This window comes from Marinobacter sp. AL4B (genome assembly GCF_019916045.1).
Taxonomy (GTDB): Bacteria; Pseudomonadota; Gammaproteobacteria; order Pseudomonadales; family Oleiphilaceae; genus Marinobacter.
In genome coordinates this window covers 16,991-42,250 of the sequence record NZ_JAILWZ010000013.1, presented here as the reverse complement: position 1 = coordinate 42,250, position 25,260 = coordinate 16,991, and the positions used below count along the sequence as shown (strand labels likewise).

27 protein-coding genes and 1 pseudogene are annotated in these 25,260 nt (G+C 53.4%); 13 read left to right on the top strand and 15 right to left on the bottom strand.

Features of this window, described 5'->3' with window-relative positions:
- The first annotated feature begins 142 nt into the window (after positions 1-142).
- The gene (gene mtgA, locus K5L82_RS10470) at positions 143-847 is read left to right on the top strand and encodes a monofunctional biosynthetic peptidoglycan transglycosylase (protein ID WP_223134108.1); all 705 of its coding nucleotides are present in this window, start codon (positions 143-145) and stop codon (positions 845-847) included.
- 26 nt (positions 848-873) lie between these two features.
- On the opposite strand, the gene K5L82_RS10465 is transcribed toward mtgA, so the two are convergent.
- The 3 genes from K5L82_RS10465 to K5L82_RS10455 form a co-directional block, all read right to left on the bottom strand.
- Positions 874-1,872: a YeiH family protein gene (locus tag K5L82_RS10465; protein ID WP_223134107.1), complete on the bottom strand. Its 999-nt coding sequence runs from the start codon at positions 1,870-1,872 to the stop codon at positions 874-876.
- 140 nt (positions 1,873-2,012) lie between these two features.
- Positions 2,013-3,317 carry a TRAP transporter large permease gene (locus K5L82_RS10460; RefSeq protein ID WP_223134106.1) on the bottom strand — a complete coding sequence of 435 codons (1,305 nt, stop codon included), beginning with the start codon at positions 3,315-3,317 and terminating at the stop codon, positions 2,013-2,015.
- A gap of 2 nt (positions 3,318-3,319) precedes the next feature.
- Positions 3,320-3,874 (bottom strand): TRAP transporter small permease, encoded by a 555-nt coding sequence (locus K5L82_RS10455; RefSeq protein WP_133004727.1) that lies wholly within the window; start codon positions 3,872-3,874, stop codon positions 3,320-3,322.
- A 283-nt stretch (positions 3,875-4,157) separates the two neighbouring features.
- On the opposite strand from K5L82_RS10455, the gene K5L82_RS10450 reads away from it, so the two are divergent.
- Positions 4,158-6,908: a LuxR C-terminal-related transcriptional regulator gene (locus tag K5L82_RS10450; RefSeq protein ID WP_223134105.1), complete on the top strand. Its 2,751-nt coding sequence runs from the start codon at positions 4,158-4,160 to the stop codon at positions 6,906-6,908.
- 65 nt (positions 6,909-6,973) lie between these two features.
- Here the strand turns inward: K5L82_RS10450 and K5L82_RS10445 are convergent, their stop codons facing one another.
- Entirely contained in the window at positions 6,974-8,950 is a 1,977-nt protein-coding gene (locus K5L82_RS10445) for an acetoacetate--CoA ligase (RefSeq protein ID WP_223134104.1), read from the bottom strand.
- A gap of 316 nt (positions 8,951-9,266) precedes the next feature.
- On the opposite strand from K5L82_RS10445, the gene K5L82_RS10440 reads away from it, so the two are divergent.
- A complete protein-coding gene (locus K5L82_RS10440; protein ID WP_133004729.1) occupies positions 9,267-10,418 on the top strand; it encodes a C4-dicarboxylate TRAP transporter substrate-binding protein in 1,152 nt (383 codons plus the stop codon).
- A 188-nt stretch (positions 10,419-10,606) separates the two neighbouring features.
- Positions 10,607-10,765, top strand: coding sequence for a hypothetical protein (locus tag K5L82_RS10435; RefSeq protein WP_165823629.1), 159 nt, complete (start codon positions 10,607-10,609; stop codon positions 10,763-10,765).
- A gap of 72 nt (positions 10,766-10,837) precedes the next feature.
- Here K5L82_RS10435 and K5L82_RS10430 read toward each other — a convergent pair whose 3' ends face one another.
- The 7 genes from K5L82_RS10430 to phnD form a co-directional block, all read right to left on the bottom strand.
- Positions 10,838-11,044: a cold-shock protein gene (locus K5L82_RS10430; protein ID WP_114334296.1), complete on the bottom strand. Its 207-nt coding sequence runs from the start codon at positions 11,042-11,044 to the stop codon at positions 10,838-10,840.
- 183 nt (positions 11,045-11,227) lie between these two features.
- Positions 11,228-12,025 (bottom strand): DeoR/GlpR family DNA-binding transcription regulator, encoded by a 798-nt coding sequence (locus K5L82_RS10425; RefSeq protein WP_223134103.1) that lies wholly within the window; start codon positions 12,023-12,025, stop codon positions 11,228-11,230.
- Between the two features lie 16 nt (positions 12,026-12,041).
- A complete protein-coding gene (locus K5L82_RS10420; RefSeq protein WP_223134102.1) occupies positions 12,042-12,815 on the bottom strand; it encodes an HAD-IIB family hydrolase in 774 nt (257 codons plus the stop codon).
- A 71-nt stretch (positions 12,816-12,886) separates the two neighbouring features.
- Complete coding sequence (gene phnE, locus K5L82_RS10415; protein ID WP_223134101.1) at positions 12,887-13,696, bottom strand: phosphonate ABC transporter, permease protein PhnE; 810 nt, start codon at positions 13,694-13,696, stop codon at positions 12,887-12,889.
- Positions 13,690-14,508: a phosphonate ABC transporter, permease protein PhnE gene (gene phnE / locus K5L82_RS10410; RefSeq protein WP_133004733.1), complete on the bottom strand. Its 819-nt coding sequence runs from the start codon at positions 14,506-14,508 to the stop codon at positions 13,690-13,692. Before phnE (K5L82_RS10410) ends, phnE (K5L82_RS10415) begins: the two co-directional genes overlap by 7 nt.
- Positions 14,505-15,299 carry a phosphonate ABC transporter ATP-binding protein gene (gene phnC, locus K5L82_RS10405; RefSeq protein WP_133004734.1) on the bottom strand — a complete coding sequence of 265 codons (795 nt, stop codon included), beginning with the start codon at positions 15,297-15,299 and terminating at the stop codon, positions 14,505-14,507. The genes phnE (K5L82_RS10410) and phnC overlap by 4 nt, the downstream gene beginning before the upstream one ends.
- A gap of 53 nt (positions 15,300-15,352) precedes the next feature.
- A complete protein-coding gene (gene phnD, locus K5L82_RS10400; protein WP_133004735.1) occupies positions 15,353-16,345 on the bottom strand; it encodes a phosphate/phosphite/phosphonate ABC transporter substrate-binding protein in 993 nt (330 codons plus the stop codon).
- Between the two features lie 224 nt (positions 16,346-16,569).
- On the opposite strand from phnD, the gene K5L82_RS10395 reads away from it, so the two are divergent.
- Positions 16,570-17,712, top strand: a complete 1,143-nt coding sequence (locus K5L82_RS10395) for an iron-containing alcohol dehydrogenase (protein WP_223134100.1) — start codon at positions 16,570-16,572, stop codon at positions 17,710-17,712.
- Positions 17,713-17,772: 60 nt separating this feature from the next.
- On the opposite strand, the gene K5L82_RS10390 is transcribed toward K5L82_RS10395, so the two are convergent.
- The 3 genes from K5L82_RS10390 to K5L82_RS10380 form a co-directional block, all read right to left on the bottom strand.
- Positions 17,773-18,441 carry a glutathione S-transferase family protein gene (locus K5L82_RS10390; RefSeq protein ID WP_223134099.1) on the bottom strand — a complete coding sequence of 223 codons (669 nt, stop codon included), beginning with the start codon at positions 18,439-18,441 and terminating at the stop codon, positions 17,773-17,775.
- A 91-nt stretch (positions 18,442-18,532) separates the two neighbouring features.
- Complete coding sequence (locus K5L82_RS10385; RefSeq protein WP_223134098.1) at positions 18,533-19,012, bottom strand: nucleoside deaminase; 480 nt, start codon at positions 19,010-19,012, stop codon at positions 18,533-18,535.
- Positions 19,009-19,620, bottom strand: a complete 612-nt coding sequence (locus tag K5L82_RS10380; protein WP_223134097.1) for a DUF938 domain-containing protein — start codon at positions 19,618-19,620, stop codon at positions 19,009-19,011. The genes K5L82_RS10385 and K5L82_RS10380 overlap by 4 nt, the downstream gene beginning before the upstream one ends.
- 56 nt (positions 19,621-19,676) lie before the next feature.
- On the opposite strand from K5L82_RS10380, the gene K5L82_RS10375 reads away from it, so the two are divergent.
- The 3 genes and pseudogenes from K5L82_RS10375 (at position 19,677) to K5L82_RS10365 (ending at position 21,880) form a co-directional block, all read left to right on the top strand.
- Positions 19,677-20,408: a cold shock and DUF1294 domain-containing protein gene (locus K5L82_RS10375; protein WP_262492637.1), complete on the top strand. Its 732-nt coding sequence runs from the start codon at positions 19,677-19,679 to the stop codon at positions 20,406-20,408.
- Positions 20,409-20,575: 167 nt separating this feature from the next.
- Positions 20,576-20,911 (top strand): annotated as a pseudogene (locus K5L82_RS10370) (adenosine deaminase); the annotation flags it as partial.
- 69 nt (positions 20,912-20,980) lie between these two features.
- Positions 20,981-21,880 carry an alpha/beta fold hydrolase gene (locus tag K5L82_RS10365; RefSeq protein ID WP_223134095.1) on the top strand — a complete coding sequence of 300 codons (900 nt, stop codon included), beginning with the start codon at positions 20,981-20,983 and terminating at the stop codon, positions 21,878-21,880.
- A gap of 30 nt (positions 21,881-21,910) precedes the next feature.
- On the opposite strand, the gene K5L82_RS10360 is transcribed toward K5L82_RS10365, so the two are convergent.
- On the bottom strand, positions 21,911-22,408 hold the full coding sequence (locus K5L82_RS10360; RefSeq protein WP_133004742.1) for a DUF2780 domain-containing protein: 498 nt from the start codon (positions 22,406-22,408) through the stop codon (positions 21,911-21,913).
- 178 nt (positions 22,409-22,586) lie between these two features.
- Here K5L82_RS10360 and K5L82_RS10355 point away from each other — a divergent pair, with 178 nt between their 5' ends.
- From K5L82_RS10355 to K5L82_RS10335, 5 genes are all read left to right on the top strand, one after another.
- A complete protein-coding gene (locus K5L82_RS10355; RefSeq protein ID WP_133004743.1) occupies positions 22,587-23,321 on the top strand; it encodes a ZIP family metal transporter in 735 nt (244 codons plus the stop codon).
- A 77-nt stretch (positions 23,322-23,398) separates the two neighbouring features.
- Positions 23,399-23,851, top strand: coding sequence for a GatB/YqeY domain-containing protein (locus tag K5L82_RS10350; RefSeq protein WP_223134094.1), 453 nt, complete (start codon positions 23,399-23,401; stop codon positions 23,849-23,851).
- 39 nt (positions 23,852-23,890) lie between these two features.
- Positions 23,891-24,277, top strand: a complete 387-nt coding sequence (locus K5L82_RS10345; protein WP_223134093.1) for a DUF2750 domain-containing protein — start codon at positions 23,891-23,893, stop codon at positions 24,275-24,277.
- Positions 24,278-24,403: 126 nt separating this feature from the next.
- Positions 24,404-24,727, top strand: coding sequence for a YqjD family protein (locus tag K5L82_RS10340; RefSeq protein WP_133004746.1), 324 nt, complete (start codon positions 24,404-24,406; stop codon positions 24,725-24,727).
- A 2-nt stretch (positions 24,728-24,729) separates the two neighbouring features.
- Positions 24,730-25,230 carry a hypothetical protein gene (locus tag K5L82_RS10335; RefSeq protein WP_223134092.1) on the top strand — a complete coding sequence of 167 codons (501 nt, stop codon included), beginning with the start codon at positions 24,730-24,732 and terminating at the stop codon, positions 25,228-25,230.
- Positions 25,231-25,260: the final 30 nt, after the last annotated feature.

The window sequence follows — 25,260 nt, the reverse complement described above, 5'->3', positions numbered from 1 at the left end:
ATCGATGAGAACCAGAACAGGTTTGTTTCCGCTGGGATTTAGAGCGGCAGCGCGGTACTCTGGCGCTTTGGACACGTCCTCGCCTTGGTAGCTGCGTGCTATAGCCCGGCAGCCGGGTACAATAACGGTGTAGGTGAAACGGATGAAAAAGAAGGTCAAGATCTCTTTTGGGCGTAAACTGCTGCGGCTGATTCTTCGGTGTGTCGGAACCTTGGTAGCGCTGGTGCTCCTGGTTGTCCTGGTGTTTCGGTTTGTGAATCCGCCAACGTCCGCATTTATGTTGGGCTATCAGATGAGCGATGCGCGGTCGTCATTGCAGCACGAATGGGTGCCTTTGTCGGAGATTTCTGAATGGATGGCGTTGGCAGTGGTGGCCAGCGAAGACCAGCGATTCCCGGAGCATCATGGCGTCGATTTTCAGGCCGTTCATAAAGCCGTGTCGGAATATCGGGCCGGCGAAGGGCTTCGGGGCGCTAGCACTATTACTCAGCAAACGGCGAAAAACCTATTTCTCTGGAATGGGCGGAGTTTTGTGCGAAAGACCATTGAGGCCGGATTGGCGCTGACGATTGATGCCCTTTGGCCCAAGCGGCGTATTCTTGAGGTGTACCTGAATATCGCCGAATTTGGCACGGGCATTTACGGTGTTCAGGCTGCCAGCCGAGCCTATTACCGCATTCCGGCTGGGGTGTTGTCAGCAGGGCAGGCTGCGCACCTGGCGGCGGTATTGCCCAATCCCAAGGTGTTAAGCGTGAGGGCTCCTTCGCCTTATGTGCAGGAGCGCGTAACTTGGATACAGATGCAGATGGGACAGTTGTCACGGTGGGGTTATCTGGATGCGCTTTAGCACCATCCAGATAACCGGCTTGAGCTTTAACTGATAAGCGCAGGCGTTACGACTGCGCCACCCACAAGCAGGGCGACAAAGAGTAAGGACGCGAGAACAAACGGCTTCAACCCCAAGTGCCGAAGAGCTTCGATTCGAGTCTGAAACCCGAGAGCGGCCATCGCCATGGTCATAGCGATTTGTCCGGCAAGCACCAGCGTGCTTTGGGCCGTTTGTGGCAGGTGCAGCAGGCTGTTTAAGCCGACGACGGCCATGAAGCCAAAGGCGAACCAGGGAATCGTGATCTTGTTGGTTGTCCCGGCAGCGTCATCGGTTTTATTCCGGTTGCGGGTCCAGATCTGACCGATGATCAGTAGAAACGGAACCAAAAGCATAACCCGAACCAGTTTTACGATGACCGCATTGGCCATCGCCTCCTCGCCCACCGCATTGCCTGCTGCTACCACTTGTGCCACTTCGTGAACCGTGGAACCAATGTATATGCCGTAGAGCCCTTCATCCCAGCCCAGCAGCGGAAACATGATTGGATAGATGAACATAGCGAGGGTGCCGAATAACACGACTGTGGCGACCGCCATAGAAGTTGCTGCGGGTCTTGCTCGAATGGCTCCTTCGGTGGCCAGTACGGCAGCGGCGCCACAGATAGCGCTACCGGCGCTAGTAAGAATGGCAGTGTCGCGATCCAGTTTCAGCCACCGGGTGCCTAACCAATAACCTACGGTTGTGATGGTCAGGACGACCAGCGTGTCCAGCACCAGAATCATCGGCCCCAGGCCCACCAGCTGCTGCACGGTGAGAGAAAACCCGAACAGTACGATGCCTGTCCTTAATAGCCAGCGGGAAGCAAAGCCAAGCCCGGAAGCGAGGCCTTCCAACTGCTTCCCGATTAGAAGGTTGCCGGCCACAAGACCCAATATCAACGTAAACACCAATGGCCCCAAACCGGTTTTCTGCACGGGAGGCAGTGCTGCAATGCTGTAACCAGCCAGTGTGAGTACTACGCACACTCCCAATCCCCTGAACATTTTCGATACTCCTAACTAATTGGAATATCGATATTCTATTTGCAGGCTAACTATCCGGGAAACAGTTGTTTTGCATTTCAGTAATCGATTTTTCAGATTTTAAGCTGTCGAAGCACGACAGCTTATGCCTTTGTTCGAGCTCACTCTAAAGACGGCAGGAATAGAATGAAGTCGGGAACAGCAATCAAGAAGATCAGGATCAGAAAATCCATGACCAAGAACCAGAATATGCCTCGAAAAATAGCCGAGGTAGTAACCAGGTTCCCTACAACACTCTTGATTACAAAAACATTCATGCCGATGGGGGGAGTGATCATGCCTATTTCCAGCAACTTGGTCAGTACGACTCCGAACCAGAGTAGGTTGAGCCCGGCGTTATCTACGATAGGCAGTACAATGGGAAGCGTCAGTAACATCGCACCGATGGGTTCGAGGAACATGCCCAGAAACACGTAGATGAGAACGATGGCAAAAAACAGCATGAAATAGCCGGAATTGAGGCCAATAATCAGTTCAGACAGGTAGTCTCCCGCCCCGGATAGAGCCAGAAATCGAGTAAGCAGGCTGGCGCCAACCGCGATAATGATAAGAGCGCCAGTTGTCATCAGAGTCTCAAGGATTGCGTTGCGGAAACGTGTCCAGTTGAGGCTGCGCTTCAGCGCTGCGACGACGAGTGAAAGAAAAGCACCAACAGCGCCAGCCTCGGTAGCGGTGAATATACCGCCAAACAAACCGCTAAAGATGCCAACCATAATCAGCAGTACGGGCCAGGTATCCTTCAGTGCGCGGATTTTCTCGGCGGTAGGGATAACTTCATTCGTATCAGGCGCGAGCGAGGGGTTCAGCTTCACGCGGACCAGAATCACCGTGATATAGCCGATCGCGGTCAAAATGCCTGCGCTGATGCCACCCAGGAAAAGCCCGGTTATAGACTGCTGCGCAATGATGCCGTAAAGGATCATGATGATTGACGGAGGTATCAGCGCTCCAATGGTTCCTGCGACAGCAACGGTGCCCGTGGCCAGTTCAGGATGGTAGCGATGACGTATCATTTCCGGGACGGCGATCCTGCCCATAGCTGCAGAGCAAGCGACGGATGATCCGGAAACCGCCGCAAACCCCGCTGATCCGAATACTGCTGCAATGGCCAGTCCCCCAGGTATGCCTGATAGCCACATTCGGGCTGCACGAAACATCCCTTGTGTTAGCTGTGTGTGATAACAAACAAACCCCAGCAGCAAAAACATAGGCACTGAGCTCAAGACCCAGTTCGAGGCGAACTGGTAAGGAATGATGCCGAGTGAACCCCATGCAATGTTCCAGCCCATCATGTACCAGAGCCCGCCGAATGAAACCCCGATTAAAGACACTCCAATCGGCACTCTTAGAGCAAGAAGTGCAACCAATATTCCGAGTCCGGATAGCCCAATTTGTACGTCTGACATTGTTATTTCCCCATCCCGTCATTTGCGTCCAGATCATCGGCTTCTGCTGTCGCCGTATTTAATCCGGATGTCGTTCCGAGGCAGGAACTTGCCAGTTTGTATATAACCACCAGTGTCATAAGCCCACAGCCAAGGGGCAGCACGTAATAGGTAATCCAAATAGGAATGGCGTCGCTGCCTTGTATAACCGAAGCGCCAAAGCTTCGTTTTTTCTCTGCTTCGTCCCACGTGCGAACCGTCAGCAAAGAAAAGACGATGGTCGATAGAAGGAATGAAAGACGTTCCAGATTTCGCTGCATCCACAGCGGGAGTCGGGCCGTAATGACTTCGACTGAAATATGAGCGTTTTTTTGTTCCGCGAATGCCAGGGGGATGAATACTGCAATGACCATGTAGTAATAGGAAACTATTGAAATGGTACCCGGGATGGGCGAATTAAGAAGGTAACGGCTAGCAACATCCAGAGTGATGTGCAGCATCATTAACGCGATTGCGAGTCCACCGAGGATGGTCATCAAATTCGTGACCATCGATAAAAATCGACCAATACCGTACATGCTAATCCCCACTACGGCCCGCAGGGAGCCGGTTTGTTTTTATTGAGTCTGTGTGCGTAAGCATCGACTGCGGCAAGGCGGTCATGGCCTTGCCGACAATAGGTGAATTCAAGAATAAGCGTGCGGGGTTTGTGCAACATCGTCGTAATCGACGAATTCGGGTACGAAGGCGGTGTTTCAGGGAGTATTGCTGAGGCTTCCATTTTCTATGGTAGGCTTTTGCTCCGCTATGTGAGCGATAAGAAGTGAATAACCACGCTCGAAATGTCCACTGAATGGGTGGATGGTAATCGAATTAGCACTGGAGCAGTTAAGCGCTATGCCTGTTTCTCACACGCTCAAGCGTGTTCTGATGGTGAGTAAACTCAATCCACCGGCATCCAGAGCCGCTCAAGTTGAGCGTGCGGAGCTGTGCCAGAAAATAGTGTCGGCTACTGCGGCTAAGTTGATCGTCGTTCGCGCGTCAGCAGGATTTGGCAAGACCACTGCCATGGCCCAGAGTATGTCCAGGATGAGCAGCGACGGAATTGCTACGGCCTGGCTTACGATCGATGATGCAGACAATGATGTCTCACGATTTTTGTTTTGCTTAAACGCGTCAGTGGCAAAATTGACCGAAAATAGCACCCACGCCGGCGATGAAGAGGCGATTGAGAGCCAAACTGCCAGCGAGGCGGCCTTTAATATAGTCGCTCGGCTATCTGAAAACCGATCTGCATTTGCTCTGTTTATTGATGATTTTGAAAAAATTCATGAGCAATCGGTTCTCGGACTCATTCGGGAAATTATCGAGCATTTGCCCGCAAACGGACAAATCGTTATAGGGTCCCGGCACTTGCCAGAATTGGGGCTCGGGCGTCTGAGAGCGCGTGGCCAGTTGCTGGAAATTGAGGTTTCGGAGTTGCGCTTTTCAGTTGATGAGACGGCCGACTTTTTGGTGAACCGACGGCAGTTGGAATTGACGCAAGACGACCTCATTCGTATTCATGATCGTTCTGAAGGTTGGGTTACTGCGCTTTGGCTGACGTCTTTAGCGCTAGAGGGAAATACGAACCCGCAGTCTTTCATTCAGCGCTTTTCCGGTGAAAACGATGCCGTTGCAGAATACCTCGCTCACGACGTACTTGAGCAGCAGCCCGAGGAAATAAAAACTTTTCTGCTACGTACAAGCATTCTTCGCCACCTGACGCCGTCTCTTTGCAGCGCATTGGTGCCGGGCAGTGATAGCGAAGCAATGTTGCGTTACCTGGATACGCGAAGTGCTTTTCTGGCGCCTATTGAGCACGAACAGCTTACCTACCGTTATCACAGTTTATTTGCCGAGTTTTTACGCTCCGTGCTTTACGCGCGGTACCCATACAAGGTGGCAGGCCTTCACCTGGCGGCCTCAAAATGGTACGAGAATGCTGGGCGCTTTGTTCCGGCGATTGGTCATGCGATCGAGGGGTGCGCGTTTGATCGTGCCATGAGCCTGTTGAGTGCGCATGCTGAGCAGTTGTTGTCTCAGGGTCGGATGAAGCTTCTCGCGCGCTGGTTGGGCGAACTCCCGGCGGATCAGCTTAAGAAAAATGAGCTGCTTGAAATGATTTATATCTGGGCGATTGGGTTTACCCGTGGCCCGGATGAAGCGTTTGAGATGCTCTCGAGCACGTGTCTGGAGGCTTCAGGAAGCCCGATCATTAAATCGCACATTCTTGCGTTCAAGCCTTTGATGATGGGCATGATGGATCGTTACGAGGAGGCAAGTGAGCTTGGCCGCACGGAGGATCACGAGCTCTCGGGTTTAGCGCCTTTTGCCGATATCGTCTCAATTAATTCCCGCGCGAACGTTTTTTCTGTCATGGGTAACTACGACCAGGCCCGCCAACTTATTGATGGAGCAAGAGACGCTCAGTTTAGTCATTCGAGTTCTTTCAACTCGATGTACTCAGAGTCATTGGAAGGGTTGATTGATCTTCAGGAAGGGCGACAAAAACAAGCGGCCGCACGTTTTCGTCTGGCTGTCGGTGCTACCGGGCCGACTTACGATTTTAGCCATACCAGCGGAAATGCTTGGGCTGGCGTATTGCATGCCAATACCGTTTACGAAGCGAACAACCTGGAATTGGCAGCCCGCTTGTTGCACGTCTATGGCCCGCTGGTCCGCGAGGCCGGGTTGCCTGACCACATGCTGATCAGCGACATTATGTTGTCGAGGTTAGCGTTTAACTGCGGGGATGTTGACCGGGCATTTCAAGCTTTGACTGAGCTGGAGCACATGGGGAGGACCAGAAGACTGCCAAGGGTAGTGGCAACGGCCAGGCTGGAGCGTTCCCGGCTGTTTTTGGCGCAAGATCGGCCTGATGCGGCAAAGCAGGAACTTGACCGGGCGGGAAACGAAGAGCTTTGGCGGCGGGTTCGTAAACACCGAATGCCTGCAAACGACCTACAGTACATAGAGATGGCCCGCATACGGTGGGAGGTGATTGCAGGTGACGCTGAAGGCGCGCTTGCGCCACTTGAGGTGGAGATAGCAGACGCCCAAGACTGCTCCTTATACCGGCGGGTCTTGAAGTTAAAGTTGTTCAAAGCTATTGCGTTGTATCGCTGTAACCGTCCGGAAGATTCAATTGCAGTGTTGGCCGATATTCTGCCAACCTGCTGCGCGGAGGGGTACGTACGCTTGTTCGTAGATGAAGGCGCAGCTGCAGGCACTGTGATCAAACTCTACCATCAAGCCTTTCGGGAGGCCGGCTATCAGAGTGATCCGGTTTTCGTCAGTTATCTTGAAAGTTTGATTGAAGCGTTTGGGCCTGCCTTGTTGTCGACAACGGTATTGCCTGAAGCTGACGACATGATCCTGAATGCTCTGACGCGCAAAGAGGCCAGGGTGTTACAGCTATTGTCAGAAGGGTACTCAAACGGCGCTATGGCCGAGAAATTGTTTGTTTCGGACAGCACTGTCCGCACCCACCTACGCAACATAAATTCCAAGCTGAATGCCTCCAGCCGAACTCAAGCTGTTGCCATTGCGCGGCGGCATGGGCTTGTGTGAGGCGGCCCCTCGTAGGGAGCCGCAGCTTCTAAATGGGAAGCTTGCGGCGCCCGGAGGCCTCTTTTTCAGGTAATGGCGGTTTTGTGCTGTTTTGCAAACTCTACGAAATAGTTAAGGCTGTTTGGGTTGGCCATGGCGTCGGGGTTGGCGACGCTCTGTTGGGGGGCTCCCTGCAACAGTTTTTTGACCGGTAATTCCATTTTTTTGCCTGTTAACGTCCGGGGAATCTCAGTGACTTCAACGATCTCGTTCGGCACGTGCCGGGCTGAGAGGTGGGTGCGTATGGCGCTACGAAGGCGTTGGTCCAGTTCGGTTGTGAGCGACGAGCCTTCGCGTAATACTACAAACAATGGCATGTAGGGATCGCGCCCCAAGTATTCCAAGTCGACCACCAGACTGTCCACAATCTCCTGAGCCTCTTCAACAACGCGATATATTTCGCTTGTGCCCATTCGGATTCCTTGGCGGTTGATCGTGGTGTCTGAACGGCCGTAAATGACTGCGCCGCCCCGAGGCGTTATACGCACCCAATCACCATGCCTCCACAGTTTCGGGAAGACGTCGAAATAGCTTTCGTGATAGCGCTTGCCATTGTCATCTCCCCAAAAATACAGGGGCATCGATGGCATGGGTTTGGTGACGACCAGTTCGCCTACCTCGTCTTCAATGACGTTGCCGCTATCATCCATCGCGTAAACGGCCGTGCCCAAAGTACGACACTGCATTTCACCTTCATAAAGAGGCATGATTGGGCAGGAGCCGACATAAAACGCAGCGACGTCTGTGCCTCCGCTAATCGGTGCAATCAGCACGTCACCAAACTGATCTTTAATCCACTTGTATCCTTGTTCGGGCAAGGGGGAACCGGTTGATCCAATGGAGCGAATTTTTGTGAGGTCTGCAATCTGGTCGATCTCAACACCAGCTTTCAGACAGCTTAGATAATACGCCGCGCCAGCCCCGAAAAAGGTTGCCTCGGCTTCTTCTGCAAAACGCCAAAGTGTTCCCAGATCGGGGTAGCCCGGATTTCCGTCGAACAGGCAGATAGTTGACCCAAGCAAAAGGCCACTAATCTGGCAATTCCACATGATCCAGCCCGTGGTCGAGAACCACATATAGTGATCCTGGGGGCCAAGGTCCATATGAAGGCCGTGGCCGAGCATGCCTTCAAGCAATGCACCGCCATGGCCGTGGACAATTGGCTTCGGCATGCCTGTAGTGCCCGACGAATAGACGATCCAGAGAGGGTGGTCAAACGGAAGGTGCTCAAACTTCATGGGAACGTCGTGCCCTAGTAAATCGTCCCATAAGGTTGCATTTTCAAGCCGGGCATCGGGCTTTAAATAGGGCAGAAGAATCACGTTTTCCAGTGTCGGAAGTTCGATTTTGAGATTTTTCAGAACCTCAAGACGATCGAAATCCTTGCCTCCGTACCTGTAGCCATCTACCGCCAGCATGACTTTTGGATCAATCTGTCGGAAACGATCGGTCACGCTTCGAACACCCATATCCGGTGAGCAGCTGGACCAGATTGCGCCGATGCTTGCGCAAGCATAAAACGCGATGACAGCTTCCGGAATGTTTGGGAGGTAGGCAACAACCCGGTCGCCTGGTTCAACGCCCATTTGCCTTAAAGCAAAGGCGACTGATGCTATCTGGCTGCGCATTTCCGCCCAGGAGATGGATTCGGTCGGGCGTAATTCTGAACGAGATATAATGGCTGCACGATCCGGGTTTTCGTGGTGAAAACGAAAAGCCTGCTCTGCAAAATTTAGCCGGGCACCTTCGAACCATTTAGCGCCGGGCATTTCGTGACTGCTCAGAACCCGTCGATAAGGGGTAGTTGACTGAATGTCATAGAATTCCCAAAACGCAGCCCAAAAATCTTCCAGAGCTTCTACCGACCATTCCCAAAGCGAATTGTAATCAGTGAAGTACAGCGATTTTGTCTCGCCAAGCCAGTCCATGAAGCCTTTGATCTGACTCTGCTCGATGCGCGCTTGGCTTGGCTGCCACAGCGGTTTGGGAGTGACTGCTGTCATGTTAGAACCTCTAGCATATTGTTGTTGACGGGGAGGTGCGCACAGCTCGCTCCTCGGGAACCCTGTTTATAATGAGTCGATGATCCTGTAACAGACATCGTCTGAAACGACGAAAAGTACATTCGGTGGCTGAGTGTTTGGAACGCTTCCGTTGAGATGGAATATGGATGCCAATGAAAGATTCGTCGCTTTCGACGATTTCGAAGCGTTTGATTTACTCCCAACATGATATGGCCGGTGCGAGCTCCCAATAATCCTGCCTGGCGAACGTCGGCAACTGACTACAACAATATTGAGCATATACAGGTGAATAATAATGAACCGTCCAAACAGACTTAAACGTGGGGTACTTTCGGCCATTCTCGCGGGAGTAGCGATAACCGGAGTGGTGGAAGCAAAACAATTGAGCTACGCCACGGGATATTCACCAGGCTCCATCGGGGCAAAGGCTGCTGAGGTTTTTGCGAAAGATGTTGAAACTCATTCCGGCGGTGAGCTGACAGCAAAAGTGTATGCGCAGTCGTTACTGGGGTTTAGCGAAATTCCTCCCGGTATTCGGGACGGGATGGCGGACAGCGGGCTGGTTTTAACACCGTATTTTCCATCTGATTTTCCGAGTACCAATCTTGCCACTGAGCTCACAATGCTCATTGAAATGGTTGATGCACCCACCGAGAATGTAGGTCTGGCCTTTGCCGGTGCGATGGCTGAGTATGTTTTCTTTAATTGCCCAAGTTGCGTCACTGAATACAAACAACAAAACCAACTGTTTCTGGGCGGCGGCGGCACCTCGTCATATTTCCTGATTTGCAACAAGCCGGTAAGCACTCTGGAAGATATAAAAGGTAAGCGCCTGCGCATAGGCGGTGCTCAATGGGCACGCTGGGCCGACGAAGTGGGTGCAACTGCGGTGTCTATTCCTCAGCATGAAACCTATGAAGCCTTGAGCCAGGGTGTTGTGGATTGCTCCGTGCACTCAGCGCCTGAGCTAACCATTGTAAAGTTGATGGAAGTGACGTCTGACATGACACCGAATATGCCAGGCGGTGTCTTTTCCGGTGTTGCCAACAATATCAATGCTGACGTATGGAAAAGTCTGAAGCCTAGCGAACGTAGAACGATGCTCCACGCTTCGGCCGCGCATGCCAGTGCCCTTAGCTGGGGGTATGCCCAGGCAGCCGTCGAAAATATGAAAACTGCCGAAGAGCAAGGCATTAACGTTCACGAGGCGGGTGCGAGTCTGGTGAAAGTCACGCGCGAATTTATCGAGCAGGATTTGAAGGCTATCGCTTCCAAGTACGCAGATAACCACGGTCTGACATCGTCCACTCAATTAGTGGAGTCCTTCCGCTCGTTGTTAACCAAATGGGTGACACTTGTGAAGGATGTGGATAGCAGCGAAGAGCTGACGCAGATTTATTGGGATGAGGTGTACTCTAAAGTGGATGTTGAAAGCTACGGGCAATAGAGTCGGCAAGGTTAATTAGTCGCTGTCCAAAGCGGCAAGACAGGCGGAGAAATTGCCGGTGGGGCGTTTCTTCGTCTGGTTTACAAAAGTGCTTTTGCTTACATTTCAAACAATTTATTTCTAATTCCTATAGTATGGAAGCTTAGGTTGGTAAATAAACCGAAACCGAAGTGGAAGAGGTAATTCAAATGAGTAAGAAGAACGAAAAAGCGACTTTAACTTCAGCCACGATTGAAGAGCAGACCGCTGCATTTCTAAAAGCGGGCGGTACGGTTGAGCAAGTAGGTAAGGGCAAGAGTGGGCAAACGTTCCCCACCGGTTCAAGGCAGATCAGTCTGAAGAAGTAATCGAGTATTTTTCTGATCGCAATAAAAAAGGCAGCCTAGGCTGCCTTTTTTAGATTACGTTGTTCCTGTTAATTACAGGCCAACAACGTTCTCTGCCTGAGGGCCTTTCTGGCCGTCAGTTACGGTGAACTCTACTTGCTGGCCTTCAGCCAGAGTCTTGAATCCGCCGCCTTGAATAGCGCTGTAGTGAACAAAAACGTCTGGGCCGCTTTCACGAGTGATAAAGCCAAAACCTTTTGCTTCGTTGAAGAACTTAACGGTGCCGGTAACTGTAGACATAATATATAACCTGATTTTAATCAATAATTTGCCGCCAAGAGATCGTTGTGATCTTTGATCAGCGAATGCGGAAACATAAAAACGTGCAGGGTCAAAAACAGGACTAGAAGTATGACTACTTGAAATGTCTTATTCGTGAAATGCTTTGCTAAATCTTTCCAACGAGAGACAAGGTACGCGAATTCAGGGGCGTTGCAAAGTTTTTTCACAATTATTTTCAAATTTGCATTCGATGATCTCGACAGACCCTGGCAGGCCTATTCGCTCCTTGTTCAGAATTCTGTCGGTATAGAAACGGTCAACGTAGTTGAACGAGGCGACTTTGCAGTGTGAATCGTGCGTCCATTTGCTGTGATCCGCAACCAGAAGGCGGGCGCAGGTGTTGGCAATGATGGCTCTGCTGACTTCCGCTTCGCGGATCTCGTGATCCATCAAGCCGTTAACCAAGTCCAGGCTGCCGGTGCTGACAATGCCGAAATCGGTTGTGAACGAACTGAAGAAGTTGGTGACTTCTGGCCCCACTACGTCGTGATGAGCGTGGCGGTAGGTGCCACCGGAAACAATCACTTCAATCCCAGAGTTGCCTGAAAGTGCCGCCGCGACACGAAAGTTGTTGGTCAATATGCGCAGTGAGGTGTGCCCAATCAGTGCTTGGGCGACAAGCTCGATCGTGCTGCCAACGCCCAGGCTTACCGTGGCACCTTCCGGAATGTCGGCGGCAACGCGATGGGCTATTTGCTGTTTGGCAAGCAGATTGGGGACAGGCTCTTCGGGCAGGGAGACTGGGGGCTGCACTGGCTTAGCGGGCAAGCTGACGCCGCCGTAGCGGCGCCGCAGTAAGCCCTGTTCGCACATTTTGTTGATGTCGCGGCGAATGGTTTGCGTGGTCACGCCAAAACGCTGGGCAATGTCTTCAACTTCGACATGCTCTTGTTCATGCACCCATTCCAGGATGCAGCGTTGGCGTTCTTTGGCGCTCATCAGACTCCGTACTCAATCAAGTGCGATGTTGCAGCCAGACCTCAGCCATTTCCGCAAAGCCCAAGCCCGACGGCTGGCTGGCAATCGCGGCAGGTTGGTGCGTCATCACAGGTAAATGCTTGCGAATGTTAGCGACCCCGACGCTCATTGGAAAGTTGCGGAACATGCTTTCATCGTTCGGCGCATCCCCAATGAAGACAGTGCGCTTTCGCAAGGCTTCGGGATCAAGCCCCAGCAGTTCTTGTCCGACTCGAAGAGACATGGTGGATTTGTCGAACTCACCCAGCCAAATATTGAGGTGGATAGAACTCTGCCGAACGCTGAAGCCCTGAGCCACCAGCGGATCGTGAATGGCCTTCACCTGTTCTGGTGTGAGCGTTTCCTGCTGGTTGTAATCTACGGCCACATCCACAAACCGGAAGCGTTGGTCGGTTGCCAGCTTGGGTTCGAAGTCCAGTTCCAGGGCGGCGACGGCCTCTAAAATCGCTTGTTGGTCGTGCTGATGTTTGGCTTCATTTTCCCAATAGTGCCAAGCGATCGTTTGCGGGGCTGTGCGCTCGGCATAGAAGGCTCCGCCTTCGCCAATCACCGCTTTAACGGGCCAGGTGCGAATGATCTGATCGCACCAGCCTGCACAGCCACCGGTTACCGGGATAATGCTAATGCCAGCTTCGGCCAGGCGGCAGAGGGCAAGATAAGTTTCTGGCAACAGCCGGCCACCGGTGGTGAGTGTGTCGTCCACATCGGTGAACAGAATATCGGCAGTGCCAAAATCGATAAGGTCTTTCATAGCAGGGGGTGTCCAGTTCACAGCGTGAGTGCTTGTCGCCCAAAATGTTTCAGGCGACAAGCACTGCAAGGTCAGATCACTTTCTTACGCAGGACGCTGGTCAGCGCCTCGCCCAGAATGACCAATACAACGATGGCGAGCAGAATGGTTGCCACGGTTTGCCAAGCGAACATATCAATGGAGCCTTGCAGCAGCACCCCGATACCACCGGCACCCACCAGGCCCAACACCGTGGATTCGCGGATGTTGATGTCCCATCGCAGAATGATGATGGCAAAAAAGGCAGGCATCACCTGTGGCACAATCGCGTACAACACCACTTTCAGTTTGCTGGCGCCGGTCGCTTCCATGGCTTCAACGGGGCGGCGGTCGATTTCTTCAATGGCCTCGCCCATCAGCTTGCCAATGAATCCCACCGAGCGGAACATCACCGCCAGAATGCCGGCCAGTACACCGGGACCAAAAATGGCCACGAACAGCAAGGCCCAGATGATGGTGTTTACGGAGCGGCTGGAGACCAGAATAAGCCGGCCAATCCACAGCGTAACCTTGTTCGGCGTGGTGTTTTGCGCGGCAATGTAAGACACCGGCAAGGCGATGAAGATTGTCAGCATGGTAGACAGCGTGGCGATGTGGACGGTTTCCAGCATAGCGGAGAAAATCGCATCCCATTTGCTGAACTCCGGTGGCCACATACGCCCGGCGAGGCTTTGGATCTGGTTGGGGGCGTCCCATACCCAGGGCCAAAAGATGTCGATGTCGCTAACCGCCCATACCACCGCGATGACGGTGATCAGGTAAACCGCATAGCGCGTAAACTGTTCCTTACGGTCGTAACGTGACCAGACTCGGTCGGTCAGTTTTGCTGCGTGATCTACCATATTTTTTTCCTCACCCATCCGCTCAAGCCTTCACTGACCAGAATGATTGCAATGATCATCAGCAAAATGGCAAAGGCGAAGTCGTAATCGTAACGTCCGAATGCGTTCATCAAGGTGCCACCGATACCACCGGCACCGACGATGCCAACCACGGCCGAAGCGCGCAGGTTGCTGTCGAGCTGGTACATCGACAGGCCAATCTGGCGAGGCATGATCTGAGGAAATACCCCATACACCAGAATCTTCATGTAACCCGCACCCACAGAGCGCATGGCTTCCACTTGGCCCCAGTCGATTTCTTCAATCTCTTCCGCCAGCAGCTTGGCGACAAAACCGATGGAATACAGAGTCAGGGTGAGAATGCCGGCCACGGGCCCAAAGCCCACAGCCGCAACAAATAGAATGGCGACAATCACGGGGTGAAAGCTGCGGGAGACAATAATCAGGGTGCGGCCTACCAGATACACAGGCAGCGGAGCGACGTTGCGAGCCGCCATCACCGCAATGGGTACCGATAGCAGAACGCCCAGTAAGGTCGCTAGAAAGGCGATCTGGAAGCTCTCTTTGAAACCGGTCCATAGCAGTTCGCCCCGTTCAAAGCTGGGAGGGACGGCGCCGCCAAAAATTTTGCCGGCACGAGGCAAGCCTTCGGCGATGCGCTGCCAGTCAAAAGGCAGAGTGGAAAACGCCCAGTACAGGTAGGCCAGGATGATCACGCCCAAGCCATAGCGAATCCAGGGATTGGCTATAAAAGGGGGCTTTTTCCAGACTCTGCCCGATGTTGCATCGGATGCAGTTCTGCCGGATGTCATGCGGAAGCCTCCTCGGTTGGGGATGCGGGTTCACCGGCATCTTCTTCCGGCGATTCAATGCCGCCGTAAATGGCATCCAGCGCATCCTGATTGAAGTCTTTGGGTTCGCCGTCAAAAATCATTTGCCCGTGACGCATGCCGACGATCCGGTCGGTGTACATGCGCGCCTGAGTCACGTTGTGAATGTTGATCAGTACCGGAAGCGACATTTCATTGGCGAGGCTTTGCAGCAGGCTCATGATTTGTTGCGAGGTTTTCGGGTCCAGGGAGGCGGTAGGTTCGTCGGCCAGAAGAATTTCAGGTTCTTGCATCAGAGCGCGTACCACCGCCACACGCTGGCGCTCACCACCGGATAACTGGTCAGCACGCTTATCGGCGTAATGGGCGATGCCCACACGTTCCATCAGGCTGAACGCGCGGTCGATATCCGATTGCGGAAAGCGTCGGGTTAACGCTTGGAAGAAGGACACATAGCCCAAACGCCCGGACAGCACGTTTTCCATAACGGTCAATCGGTCGATCAGGTTAAACCCCTGAAACACCATGCCGATGCGCCGACGTGAGTGGCGCAGCTCGCTGCCACGCAGATTGACCAACTCGTGGTCGTTCAGCTTGATCGATCCCGAGGTCGGCTCAACCAACCGGTTGATGCAACGCAGCAGGGTGCTTTTACCGGCGCCGGATGCGCCGACAATGGAAACAACACTGCTCCCCTCGACCGTCAGATTCAGGCCTTTAAGCACAGGTTCGTTTTGCCCGTAACGTTTTACGAGGTTGGTGATCTCTAGCATGTGGTTAACTCCGGGGAGGGCCTCTGACGTTTGGTCAGAGGCTCCTGGTCTGCTTATTTGAGGTTTTCGCGGGTGTACTGGACGCCGTTAGAAGCCTGAATGGTACGAATGACCTTCCAGTTGTCTTTGTAGTTGATGGGGATGAAGGTCTCTACGCCTTCGAACTCTTCACCCAGCTCGGTGCCGGAGAACTTGAAGGTGTAAAAGGCTTCACGGATCTTCTCAACCAAATCGGGGTGCAGATTGTGCGCATGGTTATAAGACGTGGTCGGGAAACGGTCGGATTCCCACACCAGGCGTACGTCTTCGGTGTCGTACAGGCCACGAGCAGCCATGCGCTCTACCACTTCAGACGCGACCGGAGCTGCGTCGTAGTCTTTGGCAACAACGCCCAGCATGGATTGGTCATGGCTGCCAGAGAAGGTGATTTCATAGTCTTCACCAGGCACCACGCCCAATTCCGGGAACAGAGCGCGTGGTGCCTGGTTGCCGGAGTTAGATGTCGGGGAAGTATGGGCGACACGCTTGCCCTTCAGGTCGGTGATTTCATGAATGTCGGAATCGCTGTGGGTGTAAACCTGCAGTGAATAACCGAACTGGCCTGAATCAGAGCCCATCAGCGCAAAAGGAACGGCGCCGGCCAGGTTTACCGCAAAAGGCGTCGGGCCTGTGGAGAAACCAGCAATGTGCAGACGGCCACTGCGCATGGCTTCTACCTGAGCGGAGTTGGACTGAACGGCAAAGAAGCGAACATCACGGCCGGTCACTTCCGAAAGGTGATCGATAAACGGCTGCCAGATGTCGGAGTAAATAGCGGGGTCTTCAACTGGGGTGTAAGCAAAAATCAGAGTGTCAGGATCGTTCCACTGCGATTTGTCTTTAGGCAAGTCGGCAACCATGTCGCCGTTTTCATCGCAATACAGCGTATCCAGTGCGCCCCTTTCGCAGTCTGCCAATGCCTGACCGCTAAAACCTGTCATCAAAACGGATGCCGCCAAGGCGGCAGTGGGCAGTACCCCGGGAAGCTTTTTCTTATGGGAATTCATTGTGATTCTCCGTCGGGAGCGGTCCATGCGTTTTTATTGAACATCTGGGAGGGCCGGCTCCATTGGTTTTTATTTCTAGATGTTCAATTGAACATTTATGGTAACAGCAAACGTCTATTAGGCAAGATAGTTCATGTTTGAAATAGCGAAACGTGCGTTCCCGAAAAGCCAAGTACAAGGTACGCTGGCGCAAAAGGGTTCCTCTCATTCTCAGGGCGTTTGTTATGTTAAGTGCTTTTAGTTTAGTCACTCCCACCGAGATTGTGTTTGGGCGCGGGCTCGTCGCTCAACTGAACCAGCGAGCCGCGAACCTGGGCAAGCGGGCACTGATTGTCCACGGTAAAAATCCCGGCAGGCTCGCCGAGACACTTGAATCGCTTAAGGATGTGGACGTTGTCCAGACGCTGGAAATCGAAAAAGAGCCGGAGCTGGCAACGCTTGTAGCCGCCATTGATCAATGCAAATCGCTAGGTATAGATCTAGTGCTGGGAATTGGCGGCGGTTCTGTTATGGACTCAGCAAAGGTGATGGCTGCGATGTTGCCAAGCCAAACAAATTTGTTGAGTCATCTGGAAGTTGTCGGTAGCGGGTTGCCATTGTCTGCTCAGCGCCTGCCGCTGATTCTGGTGCCAACCACTTCAGGTACCGGCGCGGAGGTCACTCGAAACGCCGTTATTGATGTCGCCGATGCCCAGCGCAAGGTTAGCCTCAGGGATAATCAATTGTTGCCTGATCTTGCCTTGGTTGATCCGGCGCTGACCGATAACTGTCCTAGGCAGGTGACCCTGCATTCAGGATTGGATGCGATCACTCAGGTGGTCGAGCCTTATTTCTCTTCGCGTTCAAACCTGTTCACGGATATGTTGTGTAAAGAGGCGATTCCCAAAGGGCTTCTTGCGTTAAAGCAGCTGATGAAGGGCGAATCTTGGGAGGCGCGAGATGCTATGGCGCAGGTGAGTCTATTTGGCGGATTGGCTTTGGCGAACTCGGGGCTTGGGGTTGTTCACGGTATTGCCGGGCCGCTAGGCAGTTTGTGTGGTGCGCCCCACGGAGCCATATGTGGTGCCTTGTTGCCTGCGGGCATTGCCGCGAACCGTGATAGCGTGGTTGAGGTAGAGCACAAGGCCCGAATCGATCATGTAATTGGTTGGATTGCTGAGGCATTTGAAGTGCCTGAAGGTAAGGCACTACAGAATTTTCACGAATGGATTGTCCAGAATGGCTTGCCGGGATTGGCTTCGATCGGTGTGAAGGAAGATCACATTAAGTCAGCTGCTCAGGCAGCCGCTAATGCTTCCTCCATGAAAGCTAATCCTGTTGTGCTGCCTACAGAAACAATAGAAAACGTCATGCGACTGTCGCTTTAAGCAACAGTCGGTGGTCATCGTTAACAATGCTTGCAGACAACCAAGGCCCCTGCTATTCATTCAGGCATAATCGTACTCGCCGCCTTTCTCCAGAGCGGATTTGTAAGCAGGCCGGGCGTGTACGCGTTCTACCCATGCTGTGATGTTGGGTCGGTTCTTGCCAACAATGCCTCGTGCTGCTGAGGCTTCCAGCGGGAAGCTCATCTGAATATCCGCCGCGCTGAGGTTATCCCCCAGGAACCATGTGTTCTTTGCCAGATGGGCTTCGACAAAATCCAAGTGGGTTTTGATCATCGGGCCAATAAAGATTTCATTAGTTTTGTCTGAAATAGCTTTGGCCACGGGCTTGATAAAGAAGGGCATCGGGCTGGTTTTTACTTTCTCGAACACCAAGCGCATCACCAGCGGCGGCATCAGGGAGCCTTCGGCGTAATGCAGCCAGTAGGTGTAATCCAGCCAGGCCTGGCCACCGGAGTCTGGCAGCATGGTGTCTTTGCCGTAGGTGTTGGCGAGGTATTCAATAATTGCGCCGGATTCCGCCACCACCAGATCACCGTCGGTGATGACTGGCGATTTGCCTAGCGGGTGTACCTTCTTGAGGCTTTCCGGCGCGAGCATGGTTTCGGCATCGCGCTCGTAACGTTTGATCTCGTACGGCACGCCCAATTCTTCCAGCATCCAGAGAATGCGCTGTGAGCGAGAGTTGTTCAGGTGATGGACGGTAATCATGCAGAACTCCATTTGCATTGGAATTAGAATAAGACTGATAAAGTAGTCCGAAACTGCTTTTTTGGATCACCTCACCTTGACGACGTTTTGGTCAACGGCCTGCATGATACTGTTTCTGCAGCAGTTGAATCGCTTCAGCCTGTTCCGGGAATGGGCCTTCAACCGGTACGTTTGGTACGACGCTATTAATGGGCAGCGTTGCGACCCGTGGTTGTGGCAAGTCCATCTCGTTCAGCCAGGCGCTGAGCTGCTCTGAAGAGCTGGCATAAACGATGCGGCCGAGGCCTACCCAGCCGTGAGCTGCGGCGCACATAGGGCAATGCTCACCCGAGGTGTACACGGTGGATTCAGCACGCTCTTCAGGCGTCATGTTGGTCGCAGCCCAGCGCGCAATGGCAAACTCGGGATGCTGCGTGCTATCGCCTCCGGCCGTGAGATTGTGGCCTTCGTACCTTACATTGTCGTTTGCATCTACCAGCACCGAACCGAATGGCGGGTTGCCGGACTCTAGCGCTTCTGCGGCCAGTTCAACGCATCGGTCCAGATAATTGATGTCAACTTGATTGCTCATAACTTGCTCCTTTTTGTCCTGAAAACCAGCAGTTGGTTATTGGCAGGCATTAAATGGTTTTCTGACAGAGTTAACCCTACATTGTCCGCCAGTTTACTGATCTCTTCCAAATCCCGGATGCCCATATGGACCGCATTGGCCTTCAGGTGTTGGTCGAAGTGCGCGTTGCTTTCACTGGTATAGCGGCCCTGACGGTTGAATGGGCCATACAGACAAAAGGCGCCTTCTTGGGGCAGGCGTTCGCCAATGTTGCGGAACATGTGCTCGACTTCTTCCCAAGCCATAATGTGGGCGGTGTTTGCCGAGAACGCCCACGTGAAGGCTTCGACGGGCCAAGGGGGAGTGGCTACGTCCAGTTCTAGCGCCGGTAAGGTATTGGGTAACGCAGCTTGTGCCAATCGAGGGCGACAGGTATCGACCGCCTGTGGACGGTCGGTCGGCTGCCACTGCAGGTGAGGCATTGCCTTGGCGAAATGCACGGCGTGTTGGCCGGTGCCCGTGCCCACTTCCAGCACCTTACCTGATGCAACAAAAATTTCTTGAAGCTTTTCGAGAATCGGTGCTTTGTTGTTCTCACAAGCTTGAGAAAAAGGGAGGCTTGTGGACATTGGGTTACATCTCCTGTTGCTGAGCACAGTTTTCAGGTTTTGCGTGCTGAGTGCCTATGAAAACGAATCCCTCTGGGGCTGCGCGCGCCTATAATGCGATGATACCGATGAAGAAAACCGACGTCGCTACCATTATGAAGGAGCATACATTGAATCAGAAAGGATCACTCACGTCATGGAACGACGCCAAAGGCTTTGGTTTCATCACTCCGGAAAACGGTGGCGATCGCATCTTCGCACACATTAGTGCGTATCAGGGGCAGGGCCGGCCTTCCTCCGGGCGCCAAGTGAATTTCGCGCTCACGAAAGACAAGCAGGGGCGGTTGCGGGCATCGCAGTTTCAGTATTCCGGAGCGGCTCGCTTGAGTGCCTCCGTCGCGCCGGGTGTTTGGTTGGGGTTGTTGGTTGCTGCCGGGGTGTTAGGCGCACTCGGGTTGCTGAGTTGGTTGGGCTATGTGCCGATGCTGCTACCCGCGGCTTACGGCGTGATGAGTCTGATTACGTTTCTGATGTACGCTGTTGATAAAGGCGCGGCGGAACGGGGTAATCAGCGGGTGCCGGAGGGGCGGTTGCACTTGTTTGAACTTCTCTGTGGCTGGCCGGGAGCTTTGGTAGGCCAGCAATTCTTTCGCCACAAAACCCGAAAAACCTCGTTTCAGGCAACCTTCTGGTTGCAGGTGCTTCTAAACCTTGCCGTCCTTGGCTGGTTGCTGACCTGGCCGGAAGCGGAAAGCGCGCGGCAGGCACTGGGTATAAAGGCGGTTTGGCTGATCCCTATGTCGCTGTGAATACCATCCACTGGAGAAGCTGTACCACGGAGGCGGCGATGAACGAAGACTGGCTGAAAGCGTTACCGAAAGCGGAACTGCACCTGCACCTTGAGGATGCCCTTGAGCCCGAACTGATGTTTACCCTGGCCCGGCGGAACAGCCTTGAGTTGCCGTGGAGCGATGTTGATGCGCTGGATTTGCTGAAAGTGAACCGCATAGACCACGGCGTGCGTGCCGCAGAAGATCCGAGATTGCTCGATAGGCTGGCGGATGAGCAAATTCCGCTAACCGTGTGCCCTCTATCGAACACCAAGCTACAAGTGTTTTCGGACATGAGCGAACACAACATTCTGGAGTTGTTGGAGCGCGGCTTGAAGGTCACCGTGAACTCGGATGACCCATCTTATTTCGGTGGCTATGTGTTGGAGAACTTTCTGGCACTGCGCGATGGTTTGGGAATGACCGAAGAGCAGGCCCGCAAGTTGGCGCAAAACAGTATGGATGCTCGGTTGGCCTTATAAGCCCATTGTGCCGGTCTTATCGCGCCATAGACAATGACCGCCATCGAACGCACAGGAGTAAAGACAACGATGGCACGAGTAACGGCACATGATGGGGCCAAGTTGAAGGTAAGGGAAATTGGCCGGGGACCGGTGGTTATCCTGCTTCATGGTTTTGGTATGGAAAGCCGTCATTGGCTGCCGATCGTGTTGCCGTTGGCCCATAAGTTTCGGTTTGTTCTTCCTGACTTTAGAGGATTCGGCGGGTCTTCTCGGCTGAGCTGCAGTGAATCTTGTGTACTGACCAGTCACGCCAGGGATCTGGATGCCGTGATCCGTGCCTACAGTCACGGTCAGCCGGTTGGTTTGGGCGGTATCTCCATGGGGGCCAGCACGTCACTGCGTTATATGGAAATGTTCGGCACCGACGGGATTCGGCATTACGCCCATATTGATCAGGCTCCTCGCATATCTCATGCCCCGGATTGGCCGTGGGGCATTTTCGGAGGACAGGGGCCTGAGCGAATCCGTGGCTGGCAGCCGCTGCTGGATAAAGCGTCGAAGATTGATCCTCAAACACCGTATGAAGCGCTACCCCCATCCCTGCGAAAACAGTTACATGAGAATCTGGCCGGTTTCATGGGAGCGGCGCTGAGTCGCAACTGGATGAAATGGAGCGCGGGGCAGCTCATGCGGGTACCGCAAATTTCTCGTCAGCTTGTGCCCTTGGACAACTGGTACACCTTGTATCAACACATGCGTGCTTACACTGAGCGGGAGTATGATTTCCGAAAGCTTCTGCCAACGCTGAATGTGCCGACTACAGTGATCGCGGGCCGCCGTTCGGAAATGTACCCTTGGGAGGGGCAAGCGCGTATGGCGGCTGCGTTGCCTAACGCGAGATTGGTCACTCTTGAAAACAGCGGGCATGTGCCATTGATAGACCAGCCCATTGCCTGTATCCGAACGCTGGAGAGAGCGTTCGGATAAGACGTCCAGGCTAAATGATCGGGTGCCGGATTATTCGGCTGGTGCCCACAATCCCTGCAATTGGCCCATCAGTGAAGAACCGATTCCTTGGTTGCCTAGGAAGTCGAGAACCACCGGTACAAACTGCTGCACCATGGCCGCATCCATTCCCAATGCCGAGAAAGCTGACTGTACTCCATCCATCGATGAAATGTTGGAGAGCAGGCCTTCGGTCAGGCCGCCACCGCCGCCCATAAGGCTGGACAGGCCGGAGGCCTCGCCGCTTAAATTGTTGATGGCGTCTTGTCCAAGCTGATTCTGAGCCAGTTGTAGCAATGCTCCGGTGCCGCCTACCGCTTGTGCTTGGGTTACGTCCAGTTCGTCGGTTAGCTGGCCAACCAGCTGCTGGGCCTCTCCGTTGACTTCGGTGGTCTGCGAAAGTGCCATCGCACCGGTAGAAAGAGCTTCATTCAAGCCAAAGGCGTTGGCGCTGGGGGCGAGTAGGTAGATACTCGAGACTAAGAGAAATTGCTTGAGGATTGCATTCATGCGGGCGTCCTGATTTTGGGTGTAAGAGCGAATGCTTTTTATATTGGGGCAATCTGTACCTTTTTACAGTGCAGAAAACCGAAACATTATAAAGATCGTAATAAAAGTCGGAATTTTGGTTTTGGAATCAGGGCGCTTATGCTGTTGGTCAGGATGAACTGCTAGGACGGTATTGAGAATGGTTGAGGCGATTCAGGCTAACGGTTTGCTGCAGATTTTACTACTCACATTGATGGCTGGGGCTGCCATGCCATTGGGGGCAGCGTTGGCGTCGGTGGATCGAATTCACCCAGGCTGGCTGGAATCCGAGCTGCATCACAGCGTGATCGCTTTTGGTGGTGGCGCGCTCTTGGCAGCCGTCGCGTTGGTTCTGGTACCAGAGGGCATCTCCAATCTGCAAATACCCGAGGTAGTTGCGTGTTTTGCTGCGGGTGGGATCATTTTCATGCTGATCGACCGTTGGTTGGCGGCGAAGGGATCGTCGGCCAGCCAATTGGTAGCGATGCTGACAGACTTTGTACCGGAGGCTTTGGCGCTGGGAGCGACCTTTTCCGTTTCCAGTGAGGGCGGCGTGCTGCTGGCCGGCATTATCGCACTTCAGAATTTGCCGGAAGGTTTCAACTCTTATCGGGAGCTAGCCCAGTCAACCCATTATGGCGGGCTTAAGATCGTGGGCATTTTTGCCCTGATGGCATTACTAGGCCCCGCAGCCGGGGCCGCGGGTTATTTTCTTTTGTCGGATTCCCACCACCTGGTGTCCGGGATTATGCTGTTTGCGGCAGGTGGTATTCTCTACATTATCTTTCAGGACATTGCACCGCAGTCGCGGTTGGAGAAACACTGGGGCCCACCTTTGGGTGCGGTGGCCGGCTTCCTATTGGGTTTGATTGGATCGATGATGCTATCAGGGTAGGACGGATCCCCCGATGCGGTTATTATTCCGGTCTTCCTACAACGCTTACCCCTCATTTATAGAACAGGAGCCCGACGATGGCAGAAACATCACTCAAGGAACAACTTGGCACGGCGGTCAAAAATGCCATGCGCAACAAAGAACGGGAGCGGCTGGTTACCTTGCGGATGGCGCAGGCGGCGGTGAAACAGATTGAAGTTGATGAGCGCCGCGAGCTTGGTGACGATGACGTTCTGAAAGTGCTCGACAAGATGCTCAAGCAACGCCGCGATGCTGCTAGTCAGTATGATGACGCTGGGCGGGCTGAATTGGCGGATAAAGAACGCGCGGAAATGAAAATCATCGAAGAGTTCATGCCAGCAGCCTTGGCCGATGAAGAATTGGAAGTTTTGATCCGTGACGCGGTGAGTTCAACCGGCGCTCAGGGGATGCAGGACATGGGCAAGGTCATGAACGAATTGCGCCCCCAGGTAACCGGCCGGGTGGACATGGGACAGCTGAGCCAAAAAGTTCGGGCTGCTCTGGCATAAATTCAGGCCAAAAGGTCACATTCCCACAAGGAATCAGTAATGAGCGATAACCCGTTAGCCCAGATTCTTGAGATGGATGGCGAGGAACGATACGACTATTTTCTGGACGCCGTGGTGGAAGAGCGCGAGCTGTGGATATTGGTCAATTCAGACAATCAGTTTTTGAAGATTGTGTCAGAGGAAGACGGTGTTGGTTATCTGCCCGTATGGCCGAGTGCGGATTTTGCGGCCGATTACGCCAGTGGTTCCGGCGATCTGTCTCCGAAAGCATTGTCACTCCCTGACTTCTTCAAAAAGTGGGTGCCGGGCCTAACCCGCGACAAGCTCGAGGTAGGTGTGTTCCCCGGTGCCGACAGCGAACTCTGGATTACTGAACCCGAAGCGCTGAAAAGCGATCTTCAGGAGGTGCTGTCCGGATCGTTCTGAACCGGAGATTAACAAGTCCTCATTTCAGATTGCGATCCTTGTGCTAGATTGAGTTTAGCCATCCCTATTCACTTTGGGGTGGCAAAGCCGAAATAGCCGTTATCGATACTGATAAGGAGGCACGATATGGAAGCAAAATCGGATAAAACCGAATACGATCAGGTTCGTGAGGATCTGAGAAAACTTCAGGAAGATCTTTCCACGCTCGCCAAAAGTGTGGCTGATGGCCAGAAGGGCAACATTAGCCATCTGCGGGATGAAATTCGACGGGAAAGCCTTGCCGCATTTGATCAGGTAAAGCAGCGCGGAGACGAAGCGCTCACCCGAGCCCGGGATGCAAGTGGCCAAGCGGTCGAGAGTGTGGAGCATAAGATTGAGGAGCGTCCTTTCCTCAGTATTGTTCTTATGTTCCTTGCCGGTGTGTTGGTTGGTCGGTTTTTGGATCGCTGATCATGCCTGACTCGGATTGGTTGCAAGGTGCCCTACGCAAAGCCATCGCCGCTTTTCTAGGCTTTATGTTGGGCTTTGTGTTGCTGGTTGCCTTGTTGCTTACCGGTTTTTACTTGCTCGTCAACGCCGCGACCGTCGCGCTGACCCCTTTGTTGGGTGGGGCCGGCGCTTTGGCGGTGACGGGCTTGTCCTGTCTATTGTTGCTGTCGTTTTTCTTTTACCGCATGACTCGGCCATTGCCTTCGACGCAGTCGGACGGTTCGGGCGGTGGCCAATCCAGCGCTTCTCCCATCGCATCCGTTAAACGGCTCATTCAGAAAAACCCGCTGGAAGCAGCGTTGGCGGCTTTTGCATTAGGGTTGGCTGAGCAGAAGGATCCGCGTATGAAGTCCCTGTTGATGCAGGGTGGCATGGCGCTCGCGAAAGAAGCCGGGCGGCAGCAGGAAAACGGCGATGCAGAGAGCCCAGTTTCCGAAGCGGCAAACGACGCCGCGGATAGCTGAGGTTCTTAAAGATTTGAGCGGATGCCTATA

What these genes read in the sequence shown, in the direction of transcription:
- mtgA (WP_223134108.1), top strand. Translation starts at nt 143, where the DNA reads ATGAAAAAGAAGGTCAAGATCTCTTTTGGGCGTAAACTGCTGCGGCTG.
- K5L82_RS10465 (WP_223134107.1), bottom strand. Translation starts at nt 1,872, where the DNA reads ATGTTCAGGGGATTGGGAGTGTGCGTAGTACTCACACTGGCTGGTTAC.
- K5L82_RS10460 (WP_223134106.1), bottom strand. Translation starts at nt 3,317, where the DNA reads ATGTCAGACGTACAAATTGGGCTATCCGGACTCGGAATATTGGTTGCA.
- K5L82_RS10455 (WP_133004727.1), bottom strand. Translation starts at nt 3,874, where the DNA reads ATGTACGGTATTGGTCGATTTTTATCGATGGTCACGAATTTGATGACC.
- K5L82_RS10450 (WP_223134105.1), top strand. Translation starts at nt 4,158, where the DNA reads ATGGTAATCGAATTAGCACTGGAGCAGTTAAGCGCTATGCCTGTTTCT.
- K5L82_RS10445 (WP_223134104.1), bottom strand. Translation starts at nt 8,950, where the DNA reads ATGACAGCAGTCACTCCCAAACCGCTGTGGCAGCCAAGCCAAGCGCGC.
- K5L82_RS10440 (WP_133004729.1), top strand. Translation starts at nt 9,267, where the DNA reads ATGAACCGTCCAAACAGACTTAAACGTGGGGTACTTTCGGCCATTCTC.
- K5L82_RS10435 (WP_165823629.1), top strand. Translation starts at nt 10,607, where the DNA reads ATGAGTAAGAAGAACGAAAAAGCGACTTTAACTTCAGCCACGATTGAA.
- K5L82_RS10430 (WP_114334296.1), bottom strand. Translation starts at nt 11,044, where the DNA reads ATGTCTACAGTTACCGGCACCGTTAAGTTCTTCAACGAAGCAAAAGGT.
- K5L82_RS10425 (WP_223134103.1), bottom strand. Translation starts at nt 12,025, where the DNA reads ATGAGCGCCAAAGAACGCCAACGCTGCATCCTGGAATGGGTGCATGAA.
- K5L82_RS10420 (WP_223134102.1), bottom strand. Translation starts at nt 12,815, where the DNA reads ATGAAAGACCTTATCGATTTTGGCACTGCCGATATTCTGTTCACCGAT.
- phnE (WP_223134101.1), bottom strand. Translation starts at nt 13,696, where the DNA reads ATGGTAGATCACGCAGCAAAACTGACCGACCGAGTCTGGTCACGTTAC.
- phnE (WP_133004733.1), bottom strand. Translation starts at nt 14,508, where the DNA reads ATGACATCCGGCAGAACTGCATCCGATGCAACATCGGGCAGAGTCTGG.
- phnC (WP_133004734.1), bottom strand. Translation starts at nt 15,299, where the DNA reads ATGCTAGAGATCACCAACCTCGTAAAACGTTACGGGCAAAACGAACCT.
- phnD (WP_133004735.1), bottom strand. Translation starts at nt 16,345, where the DNA reads ATGAATTCCCATAAGAAAAAGCTTCCCGGGGTACTGCCCACTGCCGCC.
- K5L82_RS10395 (WP_223134100.1), top strand. Translation starts at nt 16,570, where the DNA reads ATGTTAAGTGCTTTTAGTTTAGTCACTCCCACCGAGATTGTGTTTGGG.
- K5L82_RS10390 (WP_223134099.1), bottom strand. Translation starts at nt 18,441, where the DNA reads ATGATTACCGTCCATCACCTGAACAACTCTCGCTCACAGCGCATTCTC.
- K5L82_RS10385 (WP_223134098.1), bottom strand. Translation starts at nt 19,012, where the DNA reads ATGAGCAATCAAGTTGACATCAATTATCTGGACCGATGCGTTGAACTG.
- K5L82_RS10380 (WP_223134097.1), bottom strand. Translation starts at nt 19,620, where the DNA reads ATGTCCACAAGCCTCCCTTTTTCTCAAGCTTGTGAGAACAACAAAGCA.
- K5L82_RS10375 (WP_262492637.1), top strand. Translation starts at nt 19,677, where the DNA reads ATGAAAACGAATCCCTCTGGGGCTGCGCGCGCCTATAATGCGATGATA.
- K5L82_RS10365 (WP_223134095.1), top strand. Translation starts at nt 20,981, where the DNA reads ATGGCACGAGTAACGGCACATGATGGGGCCAAGTTGAAGGTAAGGGAA.
- K5L82_RS10360 (WP_133004742.1), bottom strand. Translation starts at nt 22,408, where the DNA reads ATGAATGCAATCCTCAAGCAATTTCTCTTAGTCTCGAGTATCTACCTA.
- K5L82_RS10355 (WP_133004743.1), top strand. Translation starts at nt 22,587, where the DNA reads ATGGTTGAGGCGATTCAGGCTAACGGTTTGCTGCAGATTTTACTACTC.
- K5L82_RS10350 (WP_223134094.1), top strand. Translation starts at nt 23,399, where the DNA reads ATGGCAGAAACATCACTCAAGGAACAACTTGGCACGGCGGTCAAAAAT.
- K5L82_RS10345 (WP_223134093.1), top strand. Translation starts at nt 23,891, where the DNA reads ATGAGCGATAACCCGTTAGCCCAGATTCTTGAGATGGATGGCGAGGAA.
- K5L82_RS10340 (WP_133004746.1), top strand. Translation starts at nt 24,404, where the DNA reads ATGGAAGCAAAATCGGATAAAACCGAATACGATCAGGTTCGTGAGGAT.
- K5L82_RS10335 (WP_223134092.1), top strand. Translation starts at nt 24,730, where the DNA reads ATGCCTGACTCGGATTGGTTGCAAGGTGCCCTACGCAAAGCCATCGCC.